28 protein-coding genes and 1 tRNA gene are annotated in these 21,069 nt (G+C 39.2%); 18 read left to right on the forward strand and 11 right to left on the reverse strand.

Going from position 1 to position 21,069, the window contains the following annotated elements:
* Positions 1–258: 258 nt before the first annotated feature.
* From HYW21_03590 to HYW21_03615, 6 genes are all read left to right on the forward strand, one after another.
* Complete coding sequence (locus tag HYW21_03590) at positions 259–537, forward strand: hypothetical protein (GenBank protein MBI2548409.1); 279 nt, start codon at positions 259–261, stop codon at positions 535–537.
* Positions 534–860, forward strand: coding sequence for a hypothetical protein (locus tag HYW21_03595; protein MBI2548410.1), 327 nt, complete (start codon positions 534–536; stop codon positions 858–860). The genes HYW21_03590 and HYW21_03595 overlap by 4 nt, the downstream gene beginning before the upstream one ends.
* Positions 861–1,054: 194 nt before the next feature.
* Positions 1,055–1,789 (forward strand): M50 family metallopeptidase, encoded by a 735-nt coding sequence (locus HYW21_03600; protein MBI2548411.1) that lies wholly within the window; start codon positions 1,055–1,057, stop codon positions 1,787–1,789.
* Position 1,790: 1 nt separating this feature from the next.
* Positions 1,791–2,138 carry a hypothetical protein gene (locus HYW21_03605; protein ID MBI2548412.1) on the forward strand — a complete coding sequence of 116 codons (348 nt, stop codon included), beginning with the start codon at positions 1,791–1,793 and terminating at the stop codon, positions 2,136–2,138.
* A 30-nt stretch (positions 2,139–2,168) separates the two neighbouring features.
* Positions 2,169–2,747, forward strand: a complete 579-nt coding sequence (locus tag HYW21_03610) for an MBL fold metallo-hydrolase (protein ID MBI2548413.1) — start codon at positions 2,169–2,171, stop codon at positions 2,745–2,747.
* Positions 2,748–2,860: 113 nt separating this feature from the next.
* Positions 2,861–3,193, forward strand: a complete 333-nt coding sequence (locus HYW21_03615; GenBank protein MBI2548414.1) for a type II toxin-antitoxin system RelE/ParE family toxin — start codon at positions 2,861–2,863, stop codon at positions 3,191–3,193.
* On the opposite strand, the gene HYW21_03620 is transcribed toward HYW21_03615, so the two are convergent.
* Positions 3,162–3,311, reverse strand: coding sequence for a hypothetical protein (locus HYW21_03620; GenBank protein MBI2548415.1), 150 nt, complete (start codon positions 3,309–3,311; stop codon positions 3,162–3,164). The two genes, HYW21_03615 and HYW21_03620, sit on opposite strands and share 32 nt — an antisense overlap.
* 112 nt (positions 3,312–3,423) lie before the next feature.
* Between HYW21_03620 and HYW21_03625 the strand changes: the two genes are divergently transcribed.
* The 4 genes from HYW21_03625 (at position 3,424) to HYW21_03640 (ending at position 7,184) form a co-directional block, all read left to right on the forward strand.
* Positions 3,424–5,670 carry a DEAD/DEAH box helicase gene (locus tag HYW21_03625; protein ID MBI2548416.1) on the forward strand — a complete coding sequence of 749 codons (2,247 nt, stop codon included), beginning with the start codon at positions 3,424–3,426 and terminating at the stop codon, positions 5,668–5,670.
* Positions 5,671–5,738: 68 nt separating this feature from the next.
* Positions 5,739–5,960 carry a hypothetical protein gene (locus tag HYW21_03630; protein MBI2548417.1) on the forward strand — a complete coding sequence of 74 codons (222 nt, stop codon included), beginning with the start codon at positions 5,739–5,741 and terminating at the stop codon, positions 5,958–5,960.
* A gap of 1 nt (position 5,961) precedes the next feature.
* Positions 5,962–6,384 (forward strand): PIN domain-containing protein, encoded by a 423-nt coding sequence (locus tag HYW21_03635; GenBank protein MBI2548418.1) that lies wholly within the window; start codon positions 5,962–5,964, stop codon positions 6,382–6,384.
* On the forward strand, positions 6,381–7,184 hold the full coding sequence (locus HYW21_03640) for an inositol monophosphatase (protein MBI2548419.1): 804 nt from the start codon (positions 6,381–6,383) through the stop codon (positions 7,182–7,184). Before HYW21_03635 ends, HYW21_03640 begins: the two co-directional genes overlap by 4 nt.
* Positions 7,185–7,188: 4 nt before the next feature.
* On the opposite strand, the gene HYW21_03645 is transcribed toward HYW21_03640, so the two are convergent.
* Together HYW21_03645 and HYW21_03650 are read right to left on the reverse strand one after the other, a co-directional pair.
* Complete coding sequence (locus tag HYW21_03645; GenBank protein ID MBI2548420.1) at positions 7,189–8,565, reverse strand: phosphomannomutase/phosphoglucomutase; 1,377 nt, start codon at positions 8,563–8,565, stop codon at positions 7,189–7,191.
* Positions 8,562–9,275 (reverse strand): nucleotidyltransferase family protein, encoded by a 714-nt coding sequence (locus HYW21_03650; protein ID MBI2548421.1) that lies wholly within the window; start codon positions 9,273–9,275, stop codon positions 8,562–8,564. Before HYW21_03650 ends, HYW21_03645 begins: the two co-directional genes overlap by 4 nt.
* Positions 9,276–9,546: 271 nt before the next feature.
* On the opposite strand from HYW21_03650, the gene HYW21_03655 reads away from it, so the two are divergent.
* Complete coding sequence (locus HYW21_03655) at positions 9,547–10,449, forward strand: fructose-1,6-bisphosphatase (protein MBI2548422.1); 903 nt, start codon at positions 9,547–9,549, stop codon at positions 10,447–10,449.
* Positions 10,450–10,475: 26 nt separating this feature from the next.
* Here the strand turns inward: HYW21_03655 and HYW21_03660 are convergent, their stop codons facing one another.
* Positions 10,476–10,913 (reverse strand): Lrp/AsnC family transcriptional regulator, encoded by a 438-nt coding sequence (locus HYW21_03660; GenBank protein ID MBI2548423.1) that lies wholly within the window; start codon positions 10,911–10,913, stop codon positions 10,476–10,478.
* Positions 10,914–11,062: 149 nt separating this feature from the next.
* Between HYW21_03660 and HYW21_03665 the strand changes: the two genes are divergently transcribed.
* Positions 11,063–12,247, forward strand: a complete 1,185-nt coding sequence (locus HYW21_03665) for a saccharopine dehydrogenase NADP-binding domain-containing protein (GenBank protein MBI2548424.1) — start codon at positions 11,063–11,065, stop codon at positions 12,245–12,247.
* Positions 12,248–12,325: 78 nt separating this feature from the next.
* Here HYW21_03665 and HYW21_03670 read toward each other — a convergent pair whose 3' ends face one another.
* Positions 12,326–13,264: an aldolase gene (locus HYW21_03670; GenBank protein ID MBI2548425.1), complete on the reverse strand. Its 939-nt coding sequence runs from the start codon at positions 13,262–13,264 to the stop codon at positions 12,326–12,328.
* A 70-nt stretch (positions 13,265–13,334) separates the two neighbouring features.
* Positions 13,335–13,961 (reverse strand): hypothetical protein, encoded by a 627-nt coding sequence (locus HYW21_03675; GenBank protein ID MBI2548426.1) that lies wholly within the window; start codon positions 13,959–13,961, stop codon positions 13,335–13,337.
* A 151-nt stretch (positions 13,962–14,112) separates the two neighbouring features.
* Between HYW21_03675 and HYW21_03680 the strand changes: the two genes are divergently transcribed.
* Positions 14,113–14,610, forward strand: coding sequence for a hypothetical protein (locus HYW21_03680; GenBank protein MBI2548427.1), 498 nt, complete (start codon positions 14,113–14,115; stop codon positions 14,608–14,610).
* A 51-nt stretch (positions 14,611–14,661) separates the two neighbouring features.
* On the forward strand, positions 14,662–14,820 hold the full coding sequence (locus tag HYW21_03685; GenBank protein ID MBI2548428.1) for a hypothetical protein: 159 nt from the start codon (positions 14,662–14,664) through the stop codon (positions 14,818–14,820).
* A 30-nt stretch (positions 14,821–14,850) separates the two neighbouring features.
* On the opposite strand, the gene HYW21_03690 is transcribed toward HYW21_03685, so the two are convergent.
* Positions 14,851–14,991, reverse strand: coding sequence for a hypothetical protein (locus HYW21_03690; GenBank protein MBI2548429.1), 141 nt, complete (start codon positions 14,989–14,991; stop codon positions 14,851–14,853).
* A 102-nt stretch (positions 14,992–15,093) separates the two neighbouring features.
* Here HYW21_03690 and HYW21_03695 point away from each other — a divergent pair.
* Positions 15,094–15,233, forward strand: a tRNA-Thr gene (locus HYW21_03695).
* 251 nt (positions 15,234–15,484) lie between these two features.
* Here the strand turns inward: HYW21_03695 and HYW21_03700 are convergent.
* Together HYW21_03700 and HYW21_03705 are read right to left on the reverse strand one after the other, a co-directional pair.
* On the reverse strand, positions 15,485–16,057 hold the full coding sequence (locus HYW21_03700) for an AAA family ATPase (protein ID MBI2548430.1): 573 nt from the start codon (positions 16,055–16,057) through the stop codon (positions 15,485–15,487).
* Positions 16,054–17,160 carry a hypothetical protein gene (locus HYW21_03705; GenBank protein ID MBI2548431.1) on the reverse strand — a complete coding sequence of 369 codons (1,107 nt, stop codon included), beginning with the start codon at positions 17,158–17,160 and terminating at the stop codon, positions 16,054–16,056. The genes HYW21_03700 and HYW21_03705 overlap by 4 nt, the downstream gene beginning before the upstream one ends.
* A gap of 176 nt (positions 17,161–17,336) precedes the next feature.
* On the opposite strand from HYW21_03705, the gene HYW21_03710 reads away from it, so the two are divergent.
* Positions 17,337–17,942, forward strand: a complete 606-nt coding sequence (locus HYW21_03710; GenBank protein MBI2548432.1) for a nitroreductase family protein — start codon at positions 17,337–17,339, stop codon at positions 17,940–17,942.
* Between the two features lie 70 nt (positions 17,943–18,012).
* Positions 18,013–19,026, forward strand: a complete 1,014-nt coding sequence (locus HYW21_03715) for an aminopeptidase (GenBank protein MBI2548433.1) — start codon at positions 18,013–18,015, stop codon at positions 19,024–19,026.
* 115 nt (positions 19,027–19,141) lie between these two features.
* Here HYW21_03715 and HYW21_03720 read toward each other — a convergent pair whose 3' ends face one another.
* Entirely contained in the window at positions 19,142–19,396 is a 255-nt protein-coding gene (locus HYW21_03720) for a SemiSWEET transporter (protein ID MBI2548434.1), read from the reverse strand.
* Between the two features lie 305 nt (positions 19,397–19,701).
* On the opposite strand from HYW21_03720, the gene HYW21_03725 reads away from it, so the two are divergent.
* Entirely contained in the window at positions 19,702–20,625 is a 924-nt protein-coding gene (locus HYW21_03725; protein ID MBI2548435.1) for a heparin lyase I family protein, read from the forward strand.
* A 3-nt stretch (positions 20,626–20,628) separates the two neighbouring features.
* Here HYW21_03725 and HYW21_03730 read toward each other — a convergent pair whose 3' ends face one another.
* Complete coding sequence (locus HYW21_03730) at positions 20,629–21,036, reverse strand: hypothetical protein (protein ID MBI2548436.1); 408 nt, start codon at positions 21,034–21,036, stop codon at positions 20,629–20,631.
* Between the last annotated feature and the right edge of the window lie 33 nt (positions 21,037–21,069).

Below are 21,069 nucleotides of genomic sequence, written 5' to 3' on the forward strand. Positions count from 1 at the left end.
CCTATTTAGAGAGTAATCAAAAATTTGGGAGAGGAACGAATTTTGCTTGGCAAAATAGCGAAGCGGTCGTTCCGAACCGTTAAATTCCGGTTATGCTCTCCGACCATACAAAGTGGGGTCGGATTTCGTTCCGAAAAGTAATTTTCAGGGGCATTCAATCTACGGAGCGACCAGCGACAATCTAGGACAAGAAGTAAATGGCAGTTTTCCGCTAAAAAATAGAAAGGTTTATATATCAATTGATATATCATAGATTATATGCAAACGCAATTACTAAAAAATCCATTTGTACGCTCGCCAACATTAGACACTGTGTTGATGGTAGAGAAAACTATAGAGGAGTACAGTGGTGAATTCAATAGGACAGAATTATGGAAGCAGTTGCCAAAAAAGGTAATGTGGCAGACATATTTGGTTATCTTAGATTATTTGCAAGATATTAACAAAATTGCAGTAGACAGAGTAGGAAAGATAGGGTATATTTGGAATCCTAATTTAGCAAAAAAGCTTAGGCAGAGAGCGGAGATTAAGGTATGATAAAAGCATCAAAGGTAGTATTTATCTCTGATAATTTGGAAAAAAGTTTCAATGAACTTCCTCAAGATGATTTTCTAAAGAAATCAATAATACAAGCAATAAAAAATTTGAGAGAAAACGCTTTTTACGGTGCTCATGTTCCAAAAAGATTAATCCCTAAAGAGTATATCCAAAAGTGGGGGATCAAAAATCTGTGGAAATATGACTTGCCTAAAGGATGGCGGCTAATGTATACTATAACTGCTGATAATGAAGTTGATCTGATTTCTGCAATCTTAGAATGGTTTGACCATAAGGAGTATGAGAGAAGGATGAAGTATTAAGGAAAACTGCCCTCTTCTGTTTCGTAGGACTTCAAATTTATTGAGTTTAACATCGGGGGGGCCCTGTTCTATTCTCCGAGCTTTGCGAGGATCGAGTTTTAGTGCAACGTTCGGTGAAGCCGAAAAATCCAAAGTAAGCGGGCGGGCGAAAGATTTAGAAAGGCTTAAATATCAAATCCGTCTAAAAACAGGTTATGGGAGAATATATTGCACGGCTGAAGCAGTATTATCCGTTTACCAAAAAAGAGTTAAAAGATCATCTTATTGTTGTTGTAGCATTTGCATTTATGATTGGATTTGACGACGGGAGTGAGTCATTCCAACTGGGCCATTGGCTTGTTAATTTCCTACTAACTGCTGTCGTTGTTGCCCTTGTTATTCTTATTCATGAGACCGGTCACCGTATGTTTGCATTAGGTTCCGGGTATCGATCAGATTTTAATTTGTGGCCGACAGGGCTGATCATTGGATTGATCGTAACGTTTATCACGAGAGGAAAATTCTGGATTCTGATTCCTGGTGGGTTAGTGCTTCACCACATGACTTACCAAAGATTAGGTGGGTTCCGTTATGGATTGAGCACCCATTGGACTGGAGTTACCGCGCTTTTTGGCCCGATTTATAATATCGTCGCTGCCATGCTTGTCAAGCAGATCATGAATATGGCCGGTATAGAACAGGGACAATTTCCCTTAGTAGATCTCTTTATTCTCATTAATTTTGCGTATGCTGCTTATAGTCTCATTCCGATTCCACCGTTAGATGGATTCTTTGCATTTATGGGGTCACGACTTACCTATATATTCGGATTCGCTGCGGCTGCTGGTTACGTCATCCTCTATGTCCTTGGCGTGTTTTCATTAATTGGAGCTCTGGTTATTGCTGGCATTGTCTGGTGGGTATTCTACACCAAAGTCGAGGCTAGCTAGCATGATCCCCCTGATTCATCAAAAAAAAGCATTATCAGTATGGGAAGATTGGCCAGAAATTTTGGCATTTTGGCTTCTTGTTTTAGGTTTTTTTATCGCTGCCTTTGCCCGCAGTGCGGTCATGGAAATGCTTATTGTATTCCTTACCGGAATGATCTGTGGAAGAGTGATGTATAAACGAAGAAAGAAAGAACAAGTAACGTTTATCATCATGATCATTGGTTTTGCTCTAGGATTCATGATCGGAAGCTTTTATGCAAGCAGAAAATGGCTTTTCTTTCTGTTTATTGTTGGCGGTGTTCTGAGCTATTATCTCCATAAGAAAGATTATATTCAAAGTTATTGGTAATAGCGAAGGAAAACATTGAGTTGATACGCGATGCTTAAAAAAATTACTGACAAAATCTGGCAGGTCAATGAAGGAAGTTGCTGTTATTTTCTTGCAACCGTAGAACCAATAATTATTGATACAGGCATAGCAACAAAACGGAAAGAGGTTGAACAAGCCTTGAGAAAGGTAGTCAGTCCAGAACGGGTTAAGAAAGTGATTTTAACTCATTTCCATTACGACCATGTCGGCAATGTTGATCTGTTTCCCAACGCAGGTTTTTATGCCTCTGAAGAAGAGATTAAGGACTTTACGCGTGCCCCCCATAAAGCAGTGGCTAATCTTGATGAAGCAGAGCGTTTTGCACGCGTCATTGGAAGGGTACACGCGTTAACAAATCAATTTAAAGTTGCTGGACTCGAAGTAATCTATACTCCAGGCCATACCAAAGGAAGTGTTTGTCTCTGGTATGCACAACAAAAAGCTCTTTTTTCTGGCGATACGCTTTTTCGAAAAGGAATGATCGGAAGAACAGATCTACCAACATCGGTACCAGAAGAAATGCCAAAAACATTAGAAAAAATAAACCAGTATCCCTACGAAATTCTCTGCCCCGGGCATGAGTATTAATGACCGAAACCGTCTGTGGCTGGATTCAAGAAATCTTTCGTAATAAACAAGAATGAAGCAGATTATATAATATAACTACTTAATGTATATATCAGAAATTATCCCCAGTAGGCATGTATACAATCTTCACAACTGATGAATTTGATAAAAGATTCAGTAAACTTGACAAAATAATTCAACAACAAATCGAAAAAGAGATCACCCAACTAGAAATAAACCCCTACGTTGGAAAACCTCTGGGATATAGATTTTTTCGAGAAAAAAAGGCAAAAAAGTATAGAATTTATTATCTCATTTATGAGGACTATGTTGTTGTATTTGTGATAACACTTAGTGACAAAAAAGGACAACAACTGGCAATTGATCACATCAAAGATTTAATTCCTTTTTACAAAGAGGAGATAAAAAAAAGGGTTAAAGGGTTGCCCCTTTCTTCCAGAGTTTAATCCGCCCTGTTCGTATATCCTCTAATCCTCTAACTAAAGAAAGTAAGAGATCATCGTCTAATTCAGCCTTCTTTTTAAGCTCTTCGTATTCTTGTCGGGGGATAGTAACTGTTTCCATATGCATACTAAATGAACCCTTCTTTAAATATTTTACTGAGAAAATGAGATATCAGCAAAAGAGGCCTAACCAAACCTATTTAAACTCTTATACTATTCTTCTCCTTAAGGAAATGATCAAAAATTTTGAGCCAAGGCTGTATCAACAGACCATTCTTGCAACCGCAGTAAACCATAACACCTTAGTAGTCCTTCCCACAGGATTAGGAAAAACAAATATATTCTTGATGCTGGCTGCCCATCGCTTACGGCAATATCCACAGTCAAAGATTCTCATGCTTGGTCCAACACGACCATTAATTGATCAATACAAGGAGGTATTCTTCAAGTATTTTGAGATTGAACCAGAAAAAATCGCTGTTTTTACCGGTATGGTCAGTCCTGAGAAACGAGAAGAACTCTGGAAAAAATCCACTATTATTTTCAGTACGCCCCAAGGGCTTGAAAACGACATTATTGGGGGAAGAATGAATTTAGCTGATGTCAGTTTGCTCGGATTTGATGAAGCACATCGTGCGGTTGGCGACTATTCGTATGTGTTTATAGCTAAACAATATCACAAACAGGCAAAATATGAACGTATTTTGGCCTTGACTGCTTCACCAGGAAGTGACTTGGAAACAATTGCTGAGGTATGCAAAAACCTTTACATTGAAGACATTGAAGTGAGAACAGACGAAGATCCTGATGTAAAGCCCTATGTACAAGACATCCAGGTGATGTGGGTAGAGGTTGAGTTTCCTGAAGAATTCAAAATAATAAAGAAATATCTGACTGACTGTTATCAATCAAAAATAAAAGAAGTGGTAAACAAAGGATATCTTATGAATACACAAACAGAAGGTTTAACAAAAAAAGGATTACTAGCAATTCAGGCAGAATTACACGGTCAGATTGCTTCTGGAAACAGAGACTATGATATGCTCAAAGCCATTTCACTAATAGCTGAGGCTTTGAAAGTAGAACATGCCACAGAATTGCTCGAAACACAGGGGATAAGTCCATTACAGAAGTATCTATCCAAACTCCAAGCAGAAGCACGAACGACAAAAGTAAAAGCAGTCCAGAATTTAGTGAAGGATCTAAATTTTCGATCTGCATGCATTAAAACAGCAAGCTTGGTTGAAAGAAATATCGAACATCCAAAAATGGGGAAACTCGTTACTTTAGTGGAAGAAGAAATCCAAAGAGAAAAAGAACAAAAGATCTTGATCTTCACCCAATTTAGGGATTCTGCAGTCAAAATAAAACAATGCCTTGATGAGAAAGGAATTTCCTCACGAATTTTTGTTGGGCAGATGAAAAAAGGTGAAACTGGATTAACACAGAAACAGCAAATCCAGTTATTAGACGAGTTCAAACAGGGAATGTTTTCTGCGCTCATTGCAACAAGTGTTGCTGAAGAAGGCCTTGATATCCCTGCAGTCGATAATGTTATCTTTTACGAGCCCATTCCAAGTGCGATACGAACCGTACAACGTCGAGGAAGAACTGGAAGACAGGAAAAAGGAAAAGTAACTGTTCTCATCACTAAGGAAACCAGGGATGTCGGCTACAAATGGGCTTCTCATCATAAAGAGAAGCGAATGTATCGTATTTTAGGAACATTAAGAAAAAACATCCACAAAGCACTGGGAAAAAGAGAAGTAGAGGAACCAAAGGAAGTAAGCTTGGCAAAATTCCTCGATCGTGGTGAACAAGTAAAGATTTATGCGGATTACCGTGAGAAAGGTTCTGGTGTATTAAAAGAGATGATCGATATTGGCATTACCCTCAAACTTGAAACCTTACCTTCTGCAGATTACCTCTTATCCAGTCGGGTTGCTGTGGAAGTAAAAACTGTAGAAGATTTTGTAAGCTCGCTCATTGATGGAAGGTTGCTGCAACAGCTCAAAGAATTGAAGCGTAATTTTGAACGTCCCTTGGTTCTTGTCGAGGGAACAGAAGATATTTACTGTGTGAGAAAAGTACATCCTAATGCTATACGCGGAATGTTAGCAACCATTGCAGTAGATTATGGTATCCCTTTACTTTATACCAAAAACTTTCATGAGACTGCGTTGATTTTATCGTTGATCGCCAAACGAGAGCAGGACGAGCTTGGGAGAGATTTTAGTTATCACGCAACGAAAAAACCCTTAACCTTAAAAGAACAACAGGAGTATATCATCTCCTCACTTCCTGGCATAGGACCAAGCTTAGCGAAACCTCTCCTTAAAAGATTCAAGTCAGTCAAGAGAGTGATGAACGCAAGGGAAGAAGAACTCAAAGAGGTTGAACTTATTGGAGAGAAAAAAGCCAAAGCTATTTCCTCAGTGATAGAGAGTGAATATATTGATGAAGAATCCATGAAACAATGAAGACAAAGATTTAAATATATTAAATGGTTACACAGTATTGAATATAATGAATATTGAGGTAGGTCAATATGCCAACGATAACGTTATCAGTTCCAGAAGATTTAAAACAGGAAATGGATGAAGAAAGAGAAATAAATTGGTCCGAAGTAGCAAGAGCTGCAATCAAAATGAAATTGTCTCAATTAAAGATACTCAAATCTATATCTGCGAAGTCAACATTAACAGAGAAAGATGCTTTGGAACTAGGTAGAAAAATAAACAAATCTTTGCACCAGAGATATAATCAATAAGATGGAATTTGTTATTGATGCCAACATTTTAATGTCTGCACTTGTAGCTACAGAAGGAGCAACTTATGATTTAATGTTTAGCGAGAGAATGGCGTTATTTGCTCCTGAATTCTTAATGGAAGAATTTGAAAAATATAAAAATGAGATTCTAAAAAAGTCAGGGCTATCTCAATCCGATTTCGAATTATTTTTATCTTTAATCAGTTCAAGAATTGAACTTATTCCAAAGAAGGAGTTTAAAAAATTAATTCCTGAAGCAAAAAAAATAACTCCCGACCCAAAGGATACAGAGTACATTGCCCTTGCCTTAAAAATGAGATGTAGCCTTTGGTCAAACGATAAAAGACTTAAAGAACAAGATAAAGTTAACGTTTATAGTACGGGTGAATTATTGAAAATTATACAAGAGTCTATAATACGATGACGTTTATAAAAGAAATGAGACAAACCGCAGAAAAGGCCGCACGAGTTGCAGGGAAGATTATTCTCAACTCTTTTCAACAGGATATCCGCTTCGAGAGGAAAAAAGATCATTCCTTTGTCAGCATCGTTGATAAGGAATGTGAGGAGAACATCAGAAAAATTATTTTGAGTCATTATCCTACCCATGCAATCATGGGCGAGGAATTTGGATTCAAAGAGGGATCAGAGAATAAAGGCAATACGGAGAATATCATTTGGCATATTGATCCTTTGGATGGAACAAGTAACTTTAAAAACAAATATAGGACTGTTGTCGTTTCGATTGGTGTTGAAAAGCATAACGTCTTTATCATGGGCGTTATTTACAATCCCTTTACCAATGAACTCTGTTATGCTGAAAAGGGCAGGGGAGCGTTTTGTAATGGAAAACGACTCAAGGTGAGCAATGCAAGCTTTCAGGAGGGTATTGTCATGCTCAATGGCACCTTTCGGGGAAAAGAAAGAATCAAACGAAAAGTTGCCTTTCTTGAGGCCTTTGCCAGGATTAGTCCACGCATCCGTATGCTTGGCAGCAATGTCCTCCAACTCGTAGATGTTGCCAATGGTATTGCTGTAGCAAATATCTCTGACGGACTCTACATACATGACTTAGCAGCAGGTCTTGTCTTGGTACGAGAAGCTGGTGGCATAGTAACTGATATTTATGGTAACGAACCAACGCGGGAAACAAGAACGGTAATCGCAGTAAACACCGTCAAAAACTATAAAGCAATCCTCAAGATTACGAGACAACTATACTAAGGGTTTACTCCTTCATAAAGCTAAGAACTTCATCACGCTTTTTCTTCATAAGTGATGCTGAAACTGCTTCAAGATTCAATCGTAATAGTGGTTCAGTATTACTCTGGCGGACATTAAACCAGAAGGTATCATAGGTAATCGTAACGCCATCCAACCATGAGATCTCCTGTGCATCCTTATAGTGTTGTGCAAGGTTTTGCATGATTTGCTCCTTATTCTTCACCACCACATTAATCTCACCGGAATGAACATACTTTTTATAAGGCTGCATGAGTGTTGCAAATGATTTATTTTTTGCTGACAACCACTGAAGGATTTTAAGAATAATGATCATAGGGACTTCATAATAGGCATCATCGACGTGTAAGAAATAATGGCCTGAGGATTCGCCAGCAAAGATAGCTTTTTCTTTGCGCATGACTTCTTTAATTAAGGAATGACCGACACGGGTAAGGATTGGCTTTCCTCCTGCTTCAAGAATCATATCTTTGGTAATCTTTCCCGGCCGAATATCATAACATATCTTAGCTCGTGGATGTTCTTGTAAAAAGATTTGGGCCAATAATCCTCGCAGAATTGGTTGTGGCACAGTCTGGCCTTTATTGTCAACAAAAAATACTCTGTCTCCATCACCATCAGGCGCAATACCAAGGTCTGCCTTTACTTCGAGAATTTTTTGCTTGAGTTGTTCAAGATTTTTTTCCTGAAGCGGATCTGGCTGGTGCGCAGGAAAAGTCCCATCGAGGGTAAAATTAACTTTAATCAAACGGCAGGGTAGATAATGAAAGAGTTCCTCAAGATACAAAGCACCCATGCTATTGGCTGCATCGGCAACGATAGTAAAGGGCTTGATCGGTGATGTCACTTCCGAAAAAGATACAAACCGGAGATCATGAACAACATGTTCCTTCAACACATCCTTCGGTAAGGTAACTTTTCCCTGTGTTTCTTTTTTCGGAAAAACGTTTTTTTCTATGAGGGATTGAAGCTCCCGTATACCCGTTTCTCCGCTTATCGGGATTGCATGATGCCGAACCAGTTTAAAACCGTTATATTCTTTCGGATTATGAGAAGCTGAAACAACAACGCCACCATCAGTTTGATAATGCACAACAGCAAAATAAAAAGTTGGTGTTGATACTAAACCGAGGTCGAGAACATCGGCACCTTGCGTTGTCATTCCTCGGATAAGATTTGTAGCAAGTACCGGAGATGATAATCGCATATCTCTTCCGACCGCTAACAACAGTTTTTTTCTTTTCTGCTCTTTTTGCATGAGGGTAACAAATGCTCTTCCTAAAAGAAAAGCGGTTTCCTCATTAAGCTCAGTCGGATAAACTCCTCTGATGTCGTATGCTTTGAAGATATGTGGACTCGTCATTTGTTGATATCCCTCCAGTTCTTTTTTGCCACATCATAACGTTCCATGGTACCTGTATCAAACCATTGTCCTTGAAAAGGATAGCCAAAGAGCTTTCCTTCAGTAGCGAGTTGAGGAAAAACATTGGTCTCGAGCATAGCAAATCCTTGAGGGATATAGTTGAGAACTGCTGGTTCCATCATATAAAATCCCGAATTAATAAGCTTTGATGGCTCTGTTCCTGGAGCAGGTTTTTCAACAAACATAAGAATACGATTACTGTGTAGTTTTGCAACACCATAATGTTGTGGATCCTGTACTGTAGTTAAGGCAAGCGTGGCAAGTGCGTTGTTTTTCTGATGGAGCTTTGTCATCTCAGCGATGTCAATATCCTTGAGTTCGTCACCATTACAGGCAATAAACGTTTCACGAAGGTAGTCTTTTGCGAGAAGCAGAGGACCTGCTGTTCCTAATGGCTCTTTCTCTTCAATATAGGTGATGTGGACACCAAATCCTTTTCCATCGCCAAAGTAATCCATGATCTTTTCTTTAAGGTAGCCAACTGAAAGAATAATTTCAGTGATATCATATTTTAAAAATAAATCAAAGAGATGCTCAGTCAAGGTTTTACCGTGGACAGGTAACAATGCTTTTGGAAGGGTGTTTGTTAACGGCCGCAATCGTGTTCCCTTACCACCTGCAAGAATAACTGCTTTTTGAGGAAATTGCATAGCTATTGGAGAGAAAACTCGTATATAAAGGTTTGGATGAGCACGGCTTCATCCAAAAAAAGGGTTAGCAGCTCAAGTCAAAGTCCCATCACATTATTGAATCCAACCGACAAGGGGGATGTCCCTTACGGGGAATGTCGGCGATCATACACAACAGAGAGGACTTTGAAGCTGCTAACTTGAGCTTGAGGGATAAAAAACTTTATATAGTGTGTAACGTTTCGCTCTCATAATTAGGGGACAATAGTTTTCAACCATACGGAGGTTACGTATGAAACTCAAAGATCATCTACTCAAAAGCGGTGCACATCCCCACCTTGTTACCGTCATGTGTTCTATTGCCGATATGACCAAGTCAATTTCCCAAGCTATAATCCATCAACAGGAAAAGGAAAAAACAACTAATATCCATGGCGATGAACAAACGGCCCTTGACAAATGGGCAGATGATTTTCTCGTGAAGGGATTGCATGATTTGCGCTTAGTAAAAACTATTGCCTCAGAAGAACAGTCTGAAATTATTGAGATGGTGAAGGCAGAAGGAGAATTTGGAGTTACTCTTGATCCTTTAGATGGTTCCAGTCTTATCGATGTCAATCTTTCGTTAGGAACTATTGTTGGCATCTTTGAAGAAGGAGATGTCCTTGAAAAGGGTGAGCTGTTAGATGCTGCGTTCTATGTTGTCTATGGTCCTTTAACAACGTTAGTATACACGGTTAAAAATGGGGTTCACGAGTTTGTCTTAACACCAAAAAATGAGTTTGTCTTACGCAAAGAAAACATGACGATTCCTGAAGGAAAGATCTATGCGCCAGGAGGATTAGTAAAAGAGTACCTGCCTGCTCATGCTGCCTATGTTAAAGCATTAGAGGAACAAGGTTACAAACTACGCTACAGTGGAGGGATGGTTCCTGACATTAACCAAATTCTGCATAAAGGCGGTATCTTCATGTATCCCCAAGTAAAGGGAAGTGAAAACGGGAAACTCAGGCTTCTGTTTGAATGCAATCCATTATCATTTATCATTACCCAAGCAGGAGGAGCATGTAGCGACGGAAAACAAAGTATCCTCACGAAGAAACCACAATCAATTGCAGACCGAACACCTATCTATGTTGGCAGCAAGGGTGCTGTTCGCTTAGCAGAAGAATATCTGAGTGGAAAGAAAAAATGACCTTCACTTTGTTTTAATTTTTGTAATTACTCAAGCACTACCATCGTCTGGGTACTATGCACACCTTCAAGCCTTCTCAATGTTTCAATGATATAACTTAGATCCTTTGTATCCTTAATGTAGATTTTAATGAGAATATCAAAATGTCCGGTGATCATATAAACCTCCTCAGCGTGTATCAGTTTAAGTATCTTTTGTTTGAGCTGTGGCTGGTTTAATGTCTTAAAATTAGAAGAGTCAACAGTAAGGAATATATAAGTTAGGATAGGTCTACCTGTTTTTGTATGATCAATTTTTGTTGTATATTCTGTAATAATTTTTTCTTTTTCAAGCCTCTTTAGCCGAGTATGGATTGTAGTAATCGGAAGTCCGATAATTTTGGATAGATCTCTTGTCGAAGCTCTTGCATTATGTTTTATGGCTTCAAGAATTAATTCATCTTTCTTATCTAGATTTCCATTCATTTTCAGAACATTTGTTCCGTTATTATTTATAAATCTTGCTTTTGTTTGTTATTTCGTTCAAAAAAGGATACACAAGTTTTAAAAATTCGATGTGATTCTCGAGAGTTTACTCTTTTCAAATAAAGTGGAGGGGGAATATGGACAAAAATATGAACGGTTTTCCAAATCCAAAGATAGTAATAGCCGGTGCTGGCGGTATTGGTTCTGCAGTAGGGTTGATTCTGAGAGAGATTGGAGATGTAGCTCCCGCAACGATCTACATAGGTGATATGGATGTTGCTACTGCAAGAAACGCTGCCATGTTTATTGCCGATGGCTCATCAAAAAAAGGGGATGTTGAACCTTTTGAGTTGCCAAAACATGGAACAAGTGATGGCCTAGAAAGAGTTGTAAAAGATTCTCATCTGCTCCTTGATTGTCTCCCAGGAAGTGAAGCACCAAGAATGGCTGAATTGGCATTACGCCACGGATTAAGCTATGCAAACCTGACCGAGTATGTTGATGAAACAAACAGAATAATCAGCATGGCTGACGGAACCGAAAGTGGCCTTATCCTACAAACAGGGCTTGCACCCGGATTTATTAATGTCTTAGCAATGCGCCTTCTCAGAGAGTTCACTGAAAGATATGGAAGCGAGGCTAAAATTGATTATGTTGCAATGAAAGTTGGAGCCTTATCGCAACATGCAGGTCCTCCTTCATATTATGCATTTACCTGGAGCCCCATTGGAGTTGCAACAGAATATATAGAACCGGCTATTGTCATAAGGGATGGGAAGAAGACAACGGTAGATTCCTTATCTGAACGAGGTTTTGCCGTTATTAACGGAAGGAGATATGAAGAAGACCTCACCTCAGGAGGGGCTGCTGATCTTCCTGACCATTTAGCAGGACGGGTAAATAGACTGGATTATAAAACATTACGACATGAAGGTCATTATACATGGATCGATGGTTTGTTACAACAAATCTCTCAAGATAGTAATGACCATAAAGCACAGAAATTACAACCGTTAATGGAACAATACGTTCCTTCAGTTGAAGAAGATTTTGTGGTGATCTATGCATCGGTTACAGGTAGTGAACCAACACAAAACGGTAATGGCCAATTAAGAACCGTAGAGAGAGCATATGTTATTGAACCTTCTCAGATTGGGTCAAGGCAATTGAGGGCAATTCAATCAACAACAGCTGCAAGTCTTGCTGAATCGGCAAGATTACTCTTTAACAAAAAACCGAAAGGAGTACTTCTTCAGAGCCAGATTGACGGCCAACAATTTTTGAACGGGCCGTACGTATCAGCAGTTTATGGAAAAACCACTTTCAATAGATAAAATCGTTGCATATGCCTATTGATACCGTACCTAGAAGAAAACTTTGAATAAACGAAGTTTATCAAAGTTTTCAATGTTTTATTTTCCTTGATAAATCTTCATTGCCGTTTCAACATCTTTCCCATCTAAGGTTATGGCAGAGATGGCATTGCACATGCGAACAGCTTCATCCAATGGCTTCTGATGGACGTTTCTTCCCGTAGCATTACCACTTGCACCGCTGATATTGATCTGCTTCCATAATTGGTCTAAGAATTTCCTGACATCAGTGCTTGAACCGCCTGCACAAACAACCTTACATCTTCCTGCAGCCAAGACTGCTTCCTTGAATATTTCTTCAGAAAGCTTACCTTCTTTTTTGGGATAGTTGACTTTGACAAAATCAGCACCAAGACAACATGCAGCTCCGGTTGCACCTGCAATTAAGTGAGGATCTTTTTCATCGGGAACGGCTTTTCCTCGTGGATACACCCAGAAAACAACAAGTAAGCCATGGTTATGAGCTTCTATTGCTACTTGTTGCGCTTCTTTCAGCATCTGCGGTTCAAATTCAGAGCCAAGATAAATAGTATAACCAACAGCCACTATATTCAAATGAGCATTTTTTTTCAATGCCATCACTTGATCAATGGTCACCAACTGCCCTGAGAAAGGGTCTTGTTGAGCAGTCTTTACCAGGTGAGATTTTGAGTTTATTTTTACAAGGTAAGGAATGCGGGAATATGACGAACCATAGCGTGCGATGAGCCCAAACTGAGCAGCAAAAACACCAATTCGTGCTTGATTTGCAATACGAAACAAATGCTCTGGGATATGGTCATCAACAGCTATAGCTTCTTTCTCAGAGCCATAGAAATCGTCATTCAGATGCTCGATCTTTTGATCGCCTGCAAAGAGCATCAGACGGCCAGTGTTGTTGGTCATCTTCATAAAATTCTTCACATACTCATCATGCATTGCCTGAGGCACATCGCTTGGAACAAGAACGTCTCGTGGTGTTATTGTTTTTAATCCCATATCATTCCCCTCCTTTGTTTCGTTGTTTCTCAAAGGTGGATAACGAGATAATTTATAAATATTGTTGTGATCAGAACTGTAAAAATGTCACTACCTTGGGAACGTCAACGGTTTTAATGACAAAAATCGTATCATCCCAACAACTCATGAATTCCTTGATATTAACGCCATGCTCAAAGAAAAGTCCGGTGACATAAGCAATAGCCCCTGGTACCTTCTCAATACCTGGGCTTACGACAATAATCATCGAAAGCCCGGTCTCAGCATCCTTTAGTGAGGAGGAAAAACGTTTCTTCAACAAATCCGCATACTGATCATGGGTAATGATAGTAATCGTTTTTGTTCCTTCTAAGACAAAAAAGATATCACGCTTTTTTTTAATCTCCTTCTCGACATCAATAAGGCTGTCAGGGTAAACTGTCTTTTCAAGAATAAGCGTTGTTATTCTGTTCTTAATCTCAAGCTGACTTCGTTGAAATAGTGAAATGATCTTTTCTTCATGCTGAGTTTCTTGTTGAAGTTTTTCACGAAAGCGGCGTGCTGCAATAAGAATAGCATCATGACTACGCTGCAACTGAAGTTCTTTACTGATCTGACGAGACAATGCAGAATAATTAATGAGTCCTTTCTTTAAGCAATCTTTGATGGCAAGATGGGTTTTAATGTACTGCTCGGTCTGCTTGGTGATGGTTGTCATAGTTACCACAAAATATTCAATATTTATAAATATGACGATTCTGTCTGAAATGAAACATATCTGTTCAATAAACCGTCAACTTCCTATTGAGTTTAAAGAGAGAAAACTGACGTGCGAAACATTTAAATAGATCAGATCAAAGAAAGAATACATGGGCTTATTTTCGTTTGGAGAAAAAATCAAGATTGAAGTCGTTCTTAGCGGATCGGAAATGTCTGAAATTGAGAGGAGAATGGCTGTTCTTCGTGCAAAGATGAATGTACCTGATTTACGCCATACTTTTATCGATTTAAGTGGTATCGATCATGTCAGGCTTTATAACATTGCAGACGAAGCTATGATTGCTGCACGAGAGCTAAACAAACAGAGAGCACATCCTATCCATAAAGAAGATTCCGATTTACACAAGATTCTCACATTTATCGTCTTTGTAGGTACTCATGCGACCCCTATACTGGTGAACTATGCCGATACGTCTGGTAACCCCCCAAGAATCAAAGCTATACGAGAATTCCTCCAAGGAGTGAAAGAGCTCGCAATAGTGTTAGATGATGCTATCAAGCGTTTTATGTATGAAGAGATTGCTTTTCTCCGTGATCTCCAGACACAGAAAGCTACGCTTGAAGCAACGCTCGCTAAACTACATTAAACCACGTGAATGTTCATAAAAAATATAAAGAAAGCCGTATTCTTCACGACAATGAAATGCAGCATCTGTAAAGCAACCATTGAAGAAACCTTCTTGAAGAAGATTGTCGGTACCTACATTAAAGATAAGAAAGGTAAACTCCAAGGTGTATGCTCTTCCTGCCAGCAACAATTTAAAAACAACAAAGAAGCCATGCTGCAGAGCAGTTAGTACACGATAACCGTAAGTGAGGGAATTCTTTCAAAATGGTTCTGCAGTGATTTCGTACAAGTGATATCCTTTACGTAATCGGTTGACAGATTTTTTCAAAGTCTTTATTTCTTCAGCAGATGAGTCCTTCCAGATTCCTGCAAAATCCATAAGGTTAGTTTTTGTTGCCATCACAGCCGTGTATGTGTACACATATATAAATTATAAATGGTGTTAAGTCATTCAACAGATGGCAAACCTTTAAAATAATCCCTTATTTCTCTTCATCAATATGCCCCCGTAGCATAGTAGCTATTGCGGCAGCCTCGTAAACCTTATCAGGTCTCATCGAGCTTTTGGCTTGCCTAAGCTCAAGGCCAGACGATAAGGAACAAGAGAGCTGCAGGTCGCGAGTGCAACTCTCGTCGGGGGCTTCTTTTATCTTTCTTCACCTAAGCCTTATCAGAAGTTATGTAATGGACTCTGTCAAGAAAAATGTTATATTCAAGAGAAACCCGACACCCCTCATCACAGATGGGGGGATTGCTCGCTCCCTTCGGTCGCTCGGTCGGGTTTCTAAGAATGAGAGTATTCTGGATGCAGTTACTGCTTCCAAACCACCAGTCAAAGACTGGATGGAATACTCACATTCAATCGAGAAAACGGCCTATTTAGTTTATTGGGTTTAGGATCTAACGTACTGAAGTAATTCAATTATTTGAGACGAAAACTCTATTAGTCCGGTTCTAACCAAGATCTCTCTTACATCAGATGTGTGCGAGTCATATCTAATCCAAGAAACGTGTCTATTTCTAGCAAAATCTTGCTCAGTATCTTCCCAAATTGCCTTCAATCTATCATAAACAGCAGGATCGGTTGGCGGACTGTGAAGTTCGTCTTTCTTTGATCTACTTCTAATTCGACTCTTTGCAACTTCTTCAGGGCAGATACACTCTATTAACAATACCGGTACATTATAACAAAATGCAATATCATATACGATTTGTCTGCCAACACTACTTTTATAATGTGAATGGACTATCACCCCTCCCTCATCTTGTAATGTTTCTGAAATTTCTTGATACATGTGTAAAAGCACTTCACCTGTATCTCTTGGATCATAATCAGGTCTACCTAATTTTCTTCTTGTGTCGTCAGGACTGAATCTTCGGTAATTATCAAGTCTATCTTCTAAGAATCTGCTTACTGTTCTTTTTCCAGTTCCAGAATTTCCATTTACAATTATTAATGGATTCATATTAGAACCGAACCTCGTACAGCATCATCGATAATCCGCAAGGCGTTCTGGTCAGTACGACGACCACGAAACCTGTTCAATGCTCGAGTAACAATACGTCGTGCCCCGTCAAGGTCATATCGATCAAGTAAACCAACTGCAGCAACAGCAATATTTACTCCACCATACAATAGATTTGCACGATCTGCCCGCTGCAAGGTCTCGCAGAGAAGAACAAGGTGATCTCCTTCCCAACCAGTAGCTTGTGTGTTGAGATGCTGAAAAACATCGAGAACATCTCCTTTTTCTCTTCCATATTCAGAACGAAGTGCTTCAAGATACTGTCTGGCAGCATCAACCGATAAACGCTGGACAAAGGCTTTGATATTATCGTGCTCACGATCTAAAGGATCTGGTGAGATACCATGAAGTGGACCGTACTTTATTGTGGCAAGAAAATCTGCACGGAGTTCTGGCAATACCTCGATACAAGCCCCTGCAATAGGTGCATATCGCTCATGCCGAAAATAAGTAACTTTTCCGTCAAAACTCACTGCAGAAGGCTCAGGAAAAGGAATATCGCGCAATTGAGCAACCATGGTAGTAATCAGTTCTCGGTCAGGACTAGGTACGTGTGCTAGCCCTTCATCCGAAACAAGCCTATCAAGGTCTGTAGTATGAGCAAGTTCACGTTTTTCACGAATCCTATCGAGAAGTGCATCCTGAAGTGAGACAACAGCAGATTCGTAACGTGCTTCTGTTCTTTCTTTTAATCGCTCTGAGATCTGCTGGCTTAACCGCATTCCTAAGGTATAAAAGGAATCGTACAACTGATCTGCACTAACCTGAAACTCTTGAGCTACTCGAACAAGCATATTGTTGGCTTCCACAAATTCCCTGAATAAAGAATTATCAGCTATCATGCTATGCGTATATCTATCCGGTAAACGAACGCCTGAAGAAGCATCAAGAAGGGTAACCGCATAAGGTTTCTCAGGAATAAGGTCACTATAACGGTTCACTCCCCGAGGTAAAGCTCGAGGTTCATCTAACTGCTCCTTCATTACGGTAAAGCGAGCAACATCATCAGGAATATGCCTTCTGTGTATCTCTAAATACTGCATACTACCCCCTCAAGAAGATAAGAAAATGCATTCCACTTTATAAAGGTTGATGATTACTTCGCTGTAACTTACTATCTAAATAGTAAGTAAATGCTTAAATACTTGCATAACGTCATATAATGTTAGGTTTACAAAAACAGATTTTTCTAACGGTTATAAACGGATGAGGTGTTACCATGGAAAAGACAGTAACGAAAGAAGTTCAGGAACGAAGAAAAGCAAATTACGATATTGATCATCTCTTTCTTAACCGGTGGTCACCACGATCAATGACCGGCGAAGCATTAATAGAAGATGAATTCATGCCGCTCTTTGAAGCAGCGCGATGGGCACCCTCGTCGTACAACTCACAGCAATGGAGATTTCTCTATGCAAAACGAAACAGTAAAGAATGGAATACTTTTCTTGACTTACTTGTTGAGGGAAATAAAGGATGGGCAAAAAATGCTGCACTCCTTGTTGTTGTCATTTCACGAAAGAATTTTGAGCATAATGAAAAGCCCTCACGAACCCATGTCTTTGATGCAGGAGCAGCATGGGAAAATCTTGCCTTAGAAGGCGCTCAAAGAGGACTTGTCGTGCATGGCATGGAAGGCTTTGATTATGACAAAGCAAAAAAGATTCTCGGTGTACCAGACAACTATGATGTCTGTGCCATGATTGCAATTGGTAAAAGAGGCAAAAAAGAAAATTTACCTTCACAACTACAGGAAATTGAACAGCCAAATGACCGAAGGCCATTGCACGACATAGCAATCGAAGGAAGGTTCAGGGGAAAATAATTTTTTTCTTTTTCACTATTTTCTGTACAAAAAGGTAAATATTTATAAATTAGGTACTTACTTCAGAGTTATGAGACAGTTCATTGAACAAGCATTACTTCATTGCTTGGGTCTTCAATCTGAAGATACGGTAACCGTCATAACCGATAGAGAGACTGAAAAGATTGGTGCATCATTAAGAGAGACAACTTCTTCGTTGGGAGGAAGACCACATTATTTTGTTATGGAAGATTTTGGTGCAAGACCAAGAGATGGGTCAAGTCCTCTAGCATTTCCATCTCCTATTGCTGATGCAATGAGACAGTCAGACATCTCAGTATATGCAGCAACAGGAAAGGAAGGAGAATTGGCTTCTTTTCGAATCCCCATGATCCGTATAGTTCAAGATTCTGAAAGGATCAAACATGGCCACATGCCAGATGTTACTGAAGAGGTTCTACGAGTAGGCTTTGGTGAAGATTATCAAAGGGTTATTGATTTAACCCACCGAGTGTATGATGCACTTCAAGGAGCACGATCTGCGAGGGTTGTCACCCCTGCGGGTTCAGATTTTCGTGCAGAATTTAATCCTCATTATTTATGGATTCCAAGCGATGCCATTATTAAACCAGGCACCTTTGGAAACATACCTTCAGGAGAAGTCTTTACTTGTGTTGAAACGTGTGAAGGAAAAGTTGTCATTGATGGTGAAGTTGGCGATTATCTTCTTGCAAGATATGGAATATTACACGACAATCCAGTTACTTTGGATGTTAAGAACGGCAGAGTCGTTAAGGTAGAATGTTCAAACAAAAGTCTTGAAGGGGATGTGCGAAAATATATGGATGTTGATGAAAACGGAAATCGTATAGGTGAATGGTCTATAGGAACAAATACGAATGTGAAACATTTTATTGGAAATTTATTAATAGATGAGAAATTCCCAGGTGTACATATTGCTCTCGGATCAGGATATCCAAAAAAGACAGGAGCAACATGGGACGGAAAGGGACATTTGGATTGTATTATGCTGAATCCAACAGTCACCGTTACCTACGATCGTGGTGAGAGAGTAATTCTTGATCGGGGTAACTATCGTGTGTGAATCGGACTAAAATTCCGAATAACGTATCCGATTCTGTGTTAAGTGACCCGACGACTAAAGGGAGGAAAATGCAGCGGGGTGCGAAACAAAGTTGAGCAAGTTGATTTTTTACCCGTTATCCATGTTTAAGTTTTAGATAAAGAATGGAAACAGCGAGCACTAATCCAACTCCATTCATAACTGCCACAGGTCCGTTTTGAATAATAATTGCATAAGTTACCCAAAGGAATAAACCTAGAACATAAATGACATATCTCGACAAAGAGATATCTTTTGTTGATTTGGTTTTCCAACTTTTTATGACCTGTGGCAGTAGCGAGATAACAACAAGTATTCCTGCTACATAACCAAGTATGTCTATATATGCCATATTATTAGGATTAATGCGAGCATTTTAATAAAGATTTCTAAAGTGTTTCAGCTTAAAGGCAAAAAATCAATTTCACTTAACATAATCTAAGTGATGTCTCACTTCATCGAATGTTATCGATTGAGTAAAGATTTTTCAAGAGAAGAAAGATTACCCGTTTTCAGATCTACACAAAGGAAGTTTTATAAAAGACAGAATTTTGTTCTCAACTGAAGATAGATTATCTATGAGGTTTTGACCGTCGCACCGCCTACAATGGCGCTGGAATCTTAAAAAGTGCTCTATAAAATATGTGAAACAGCAATATGAAAAAAGCTACCATCATTATCACCAGTATTATCGCCATTCTTTTGTTGATTTTTATTAAGGATATATACATCTCCAACTATGTTGATTTCCCCAGATACAATAAAGGCAATGCTGCCATTGATTCTGCTAGTGAACCGGAGATTAACGCATTGAGAGATTATCCTGTTTCATGGGAGTATGATTTTGAAAATGGCTGGAATGCTGAATACACGCGTTGTTCATGGGCTCAACGAAGTGAAGGTGCAAAGAAATGGAGATTTGCTCAGATGCAAACAGAGAGAGCAGGAGAAGTCATTACTGATCCCATGAATAGAGAAAACCATGTTATGAAATTTGTATGGCAAAAAGATGAAGGAAAAGAATGCGATAGTAATACCCAAAAAAAAGCATCGCTTTTTGGTGAGTTCAGGAATAAGACAAAAAATCAGGAGTTTTGGAGCTTTAGCGTATACTTCCCTTCAGAAGGTATGGAAAAAGACAGTGAACCAGAAATTATCATCCAGTGGCATGATGTTCCCGATGAGGGCTGTGGTTATCCGAGTTGTGAATACCCAAGAAACCCGCCACTTACCCTCGAGAATAAAAACGATGAATTGTTGATAACCTGGATTTATGATGCAAGGAAATATACCCCGCCTGGATTTAAAAATTGGGATAGAAAAAGTGTTAGTCTAGGTACTACCCCAAAAAATACATGGATAACTTTTGAGTTCCACATTAGGTGGGATCCCTTTGGAAATGGCTTATTAGAAGTCTGGCAGGATGGCGTAAAGGTCGTTGAACAAAGAAACATTCCGCTCGGATTTAATGATGATCTGGTGCCATACATTGGGATAGGCATCTACCAATATACGTCTGATTCAGATTATCAAGAACGAATAATCTATTTCGATGATATCAAGCAAGCAATCATTGATTGAGACTCATTCCTGTTTTCCTTTATCTTCGTTGTCTTGATCTTCTAACTGTTTCATGCTGTCGATAAATTCCTTAACACCTAAATAAACCCCGGCACCAAACATCTCTTGAGCTAGGTCCTTTTTTGACATTTCTTTTAATTCCTCTTTTCGGTCAGACCACAATGCAGAAAATGTTTCTTCAACGATGTTATCTGCAAATTCAGAAGCAGCAAACTCTGACATCTTATCCCTTGGAATATCCACATGAACGTCTTTTATCTCTTCATCAGATAGCTCTTTGGTTATAAAACATTCATAACACATATGCTTGTTTGCTTTTTCAAGCATACTCTCTGGGCATTCTATTTCATTGCCACAGAAACTGCAGTTCACCTTAATTGATTTTTCTTTGCTGAAATCTTTGATATCCATTTTTCTACCTCAACGTTTTAGGCACTCTATGTT

It is taken from the genome of Candidatus Woesearchaeota archaeon, assembly GCA_016187565.1.
Taxonomy (GTDB): domain Archaea; phylum Nanobdellota; class Nanobdellia; order Woesearchaeales; family JACPJR01; genus JACPJR01.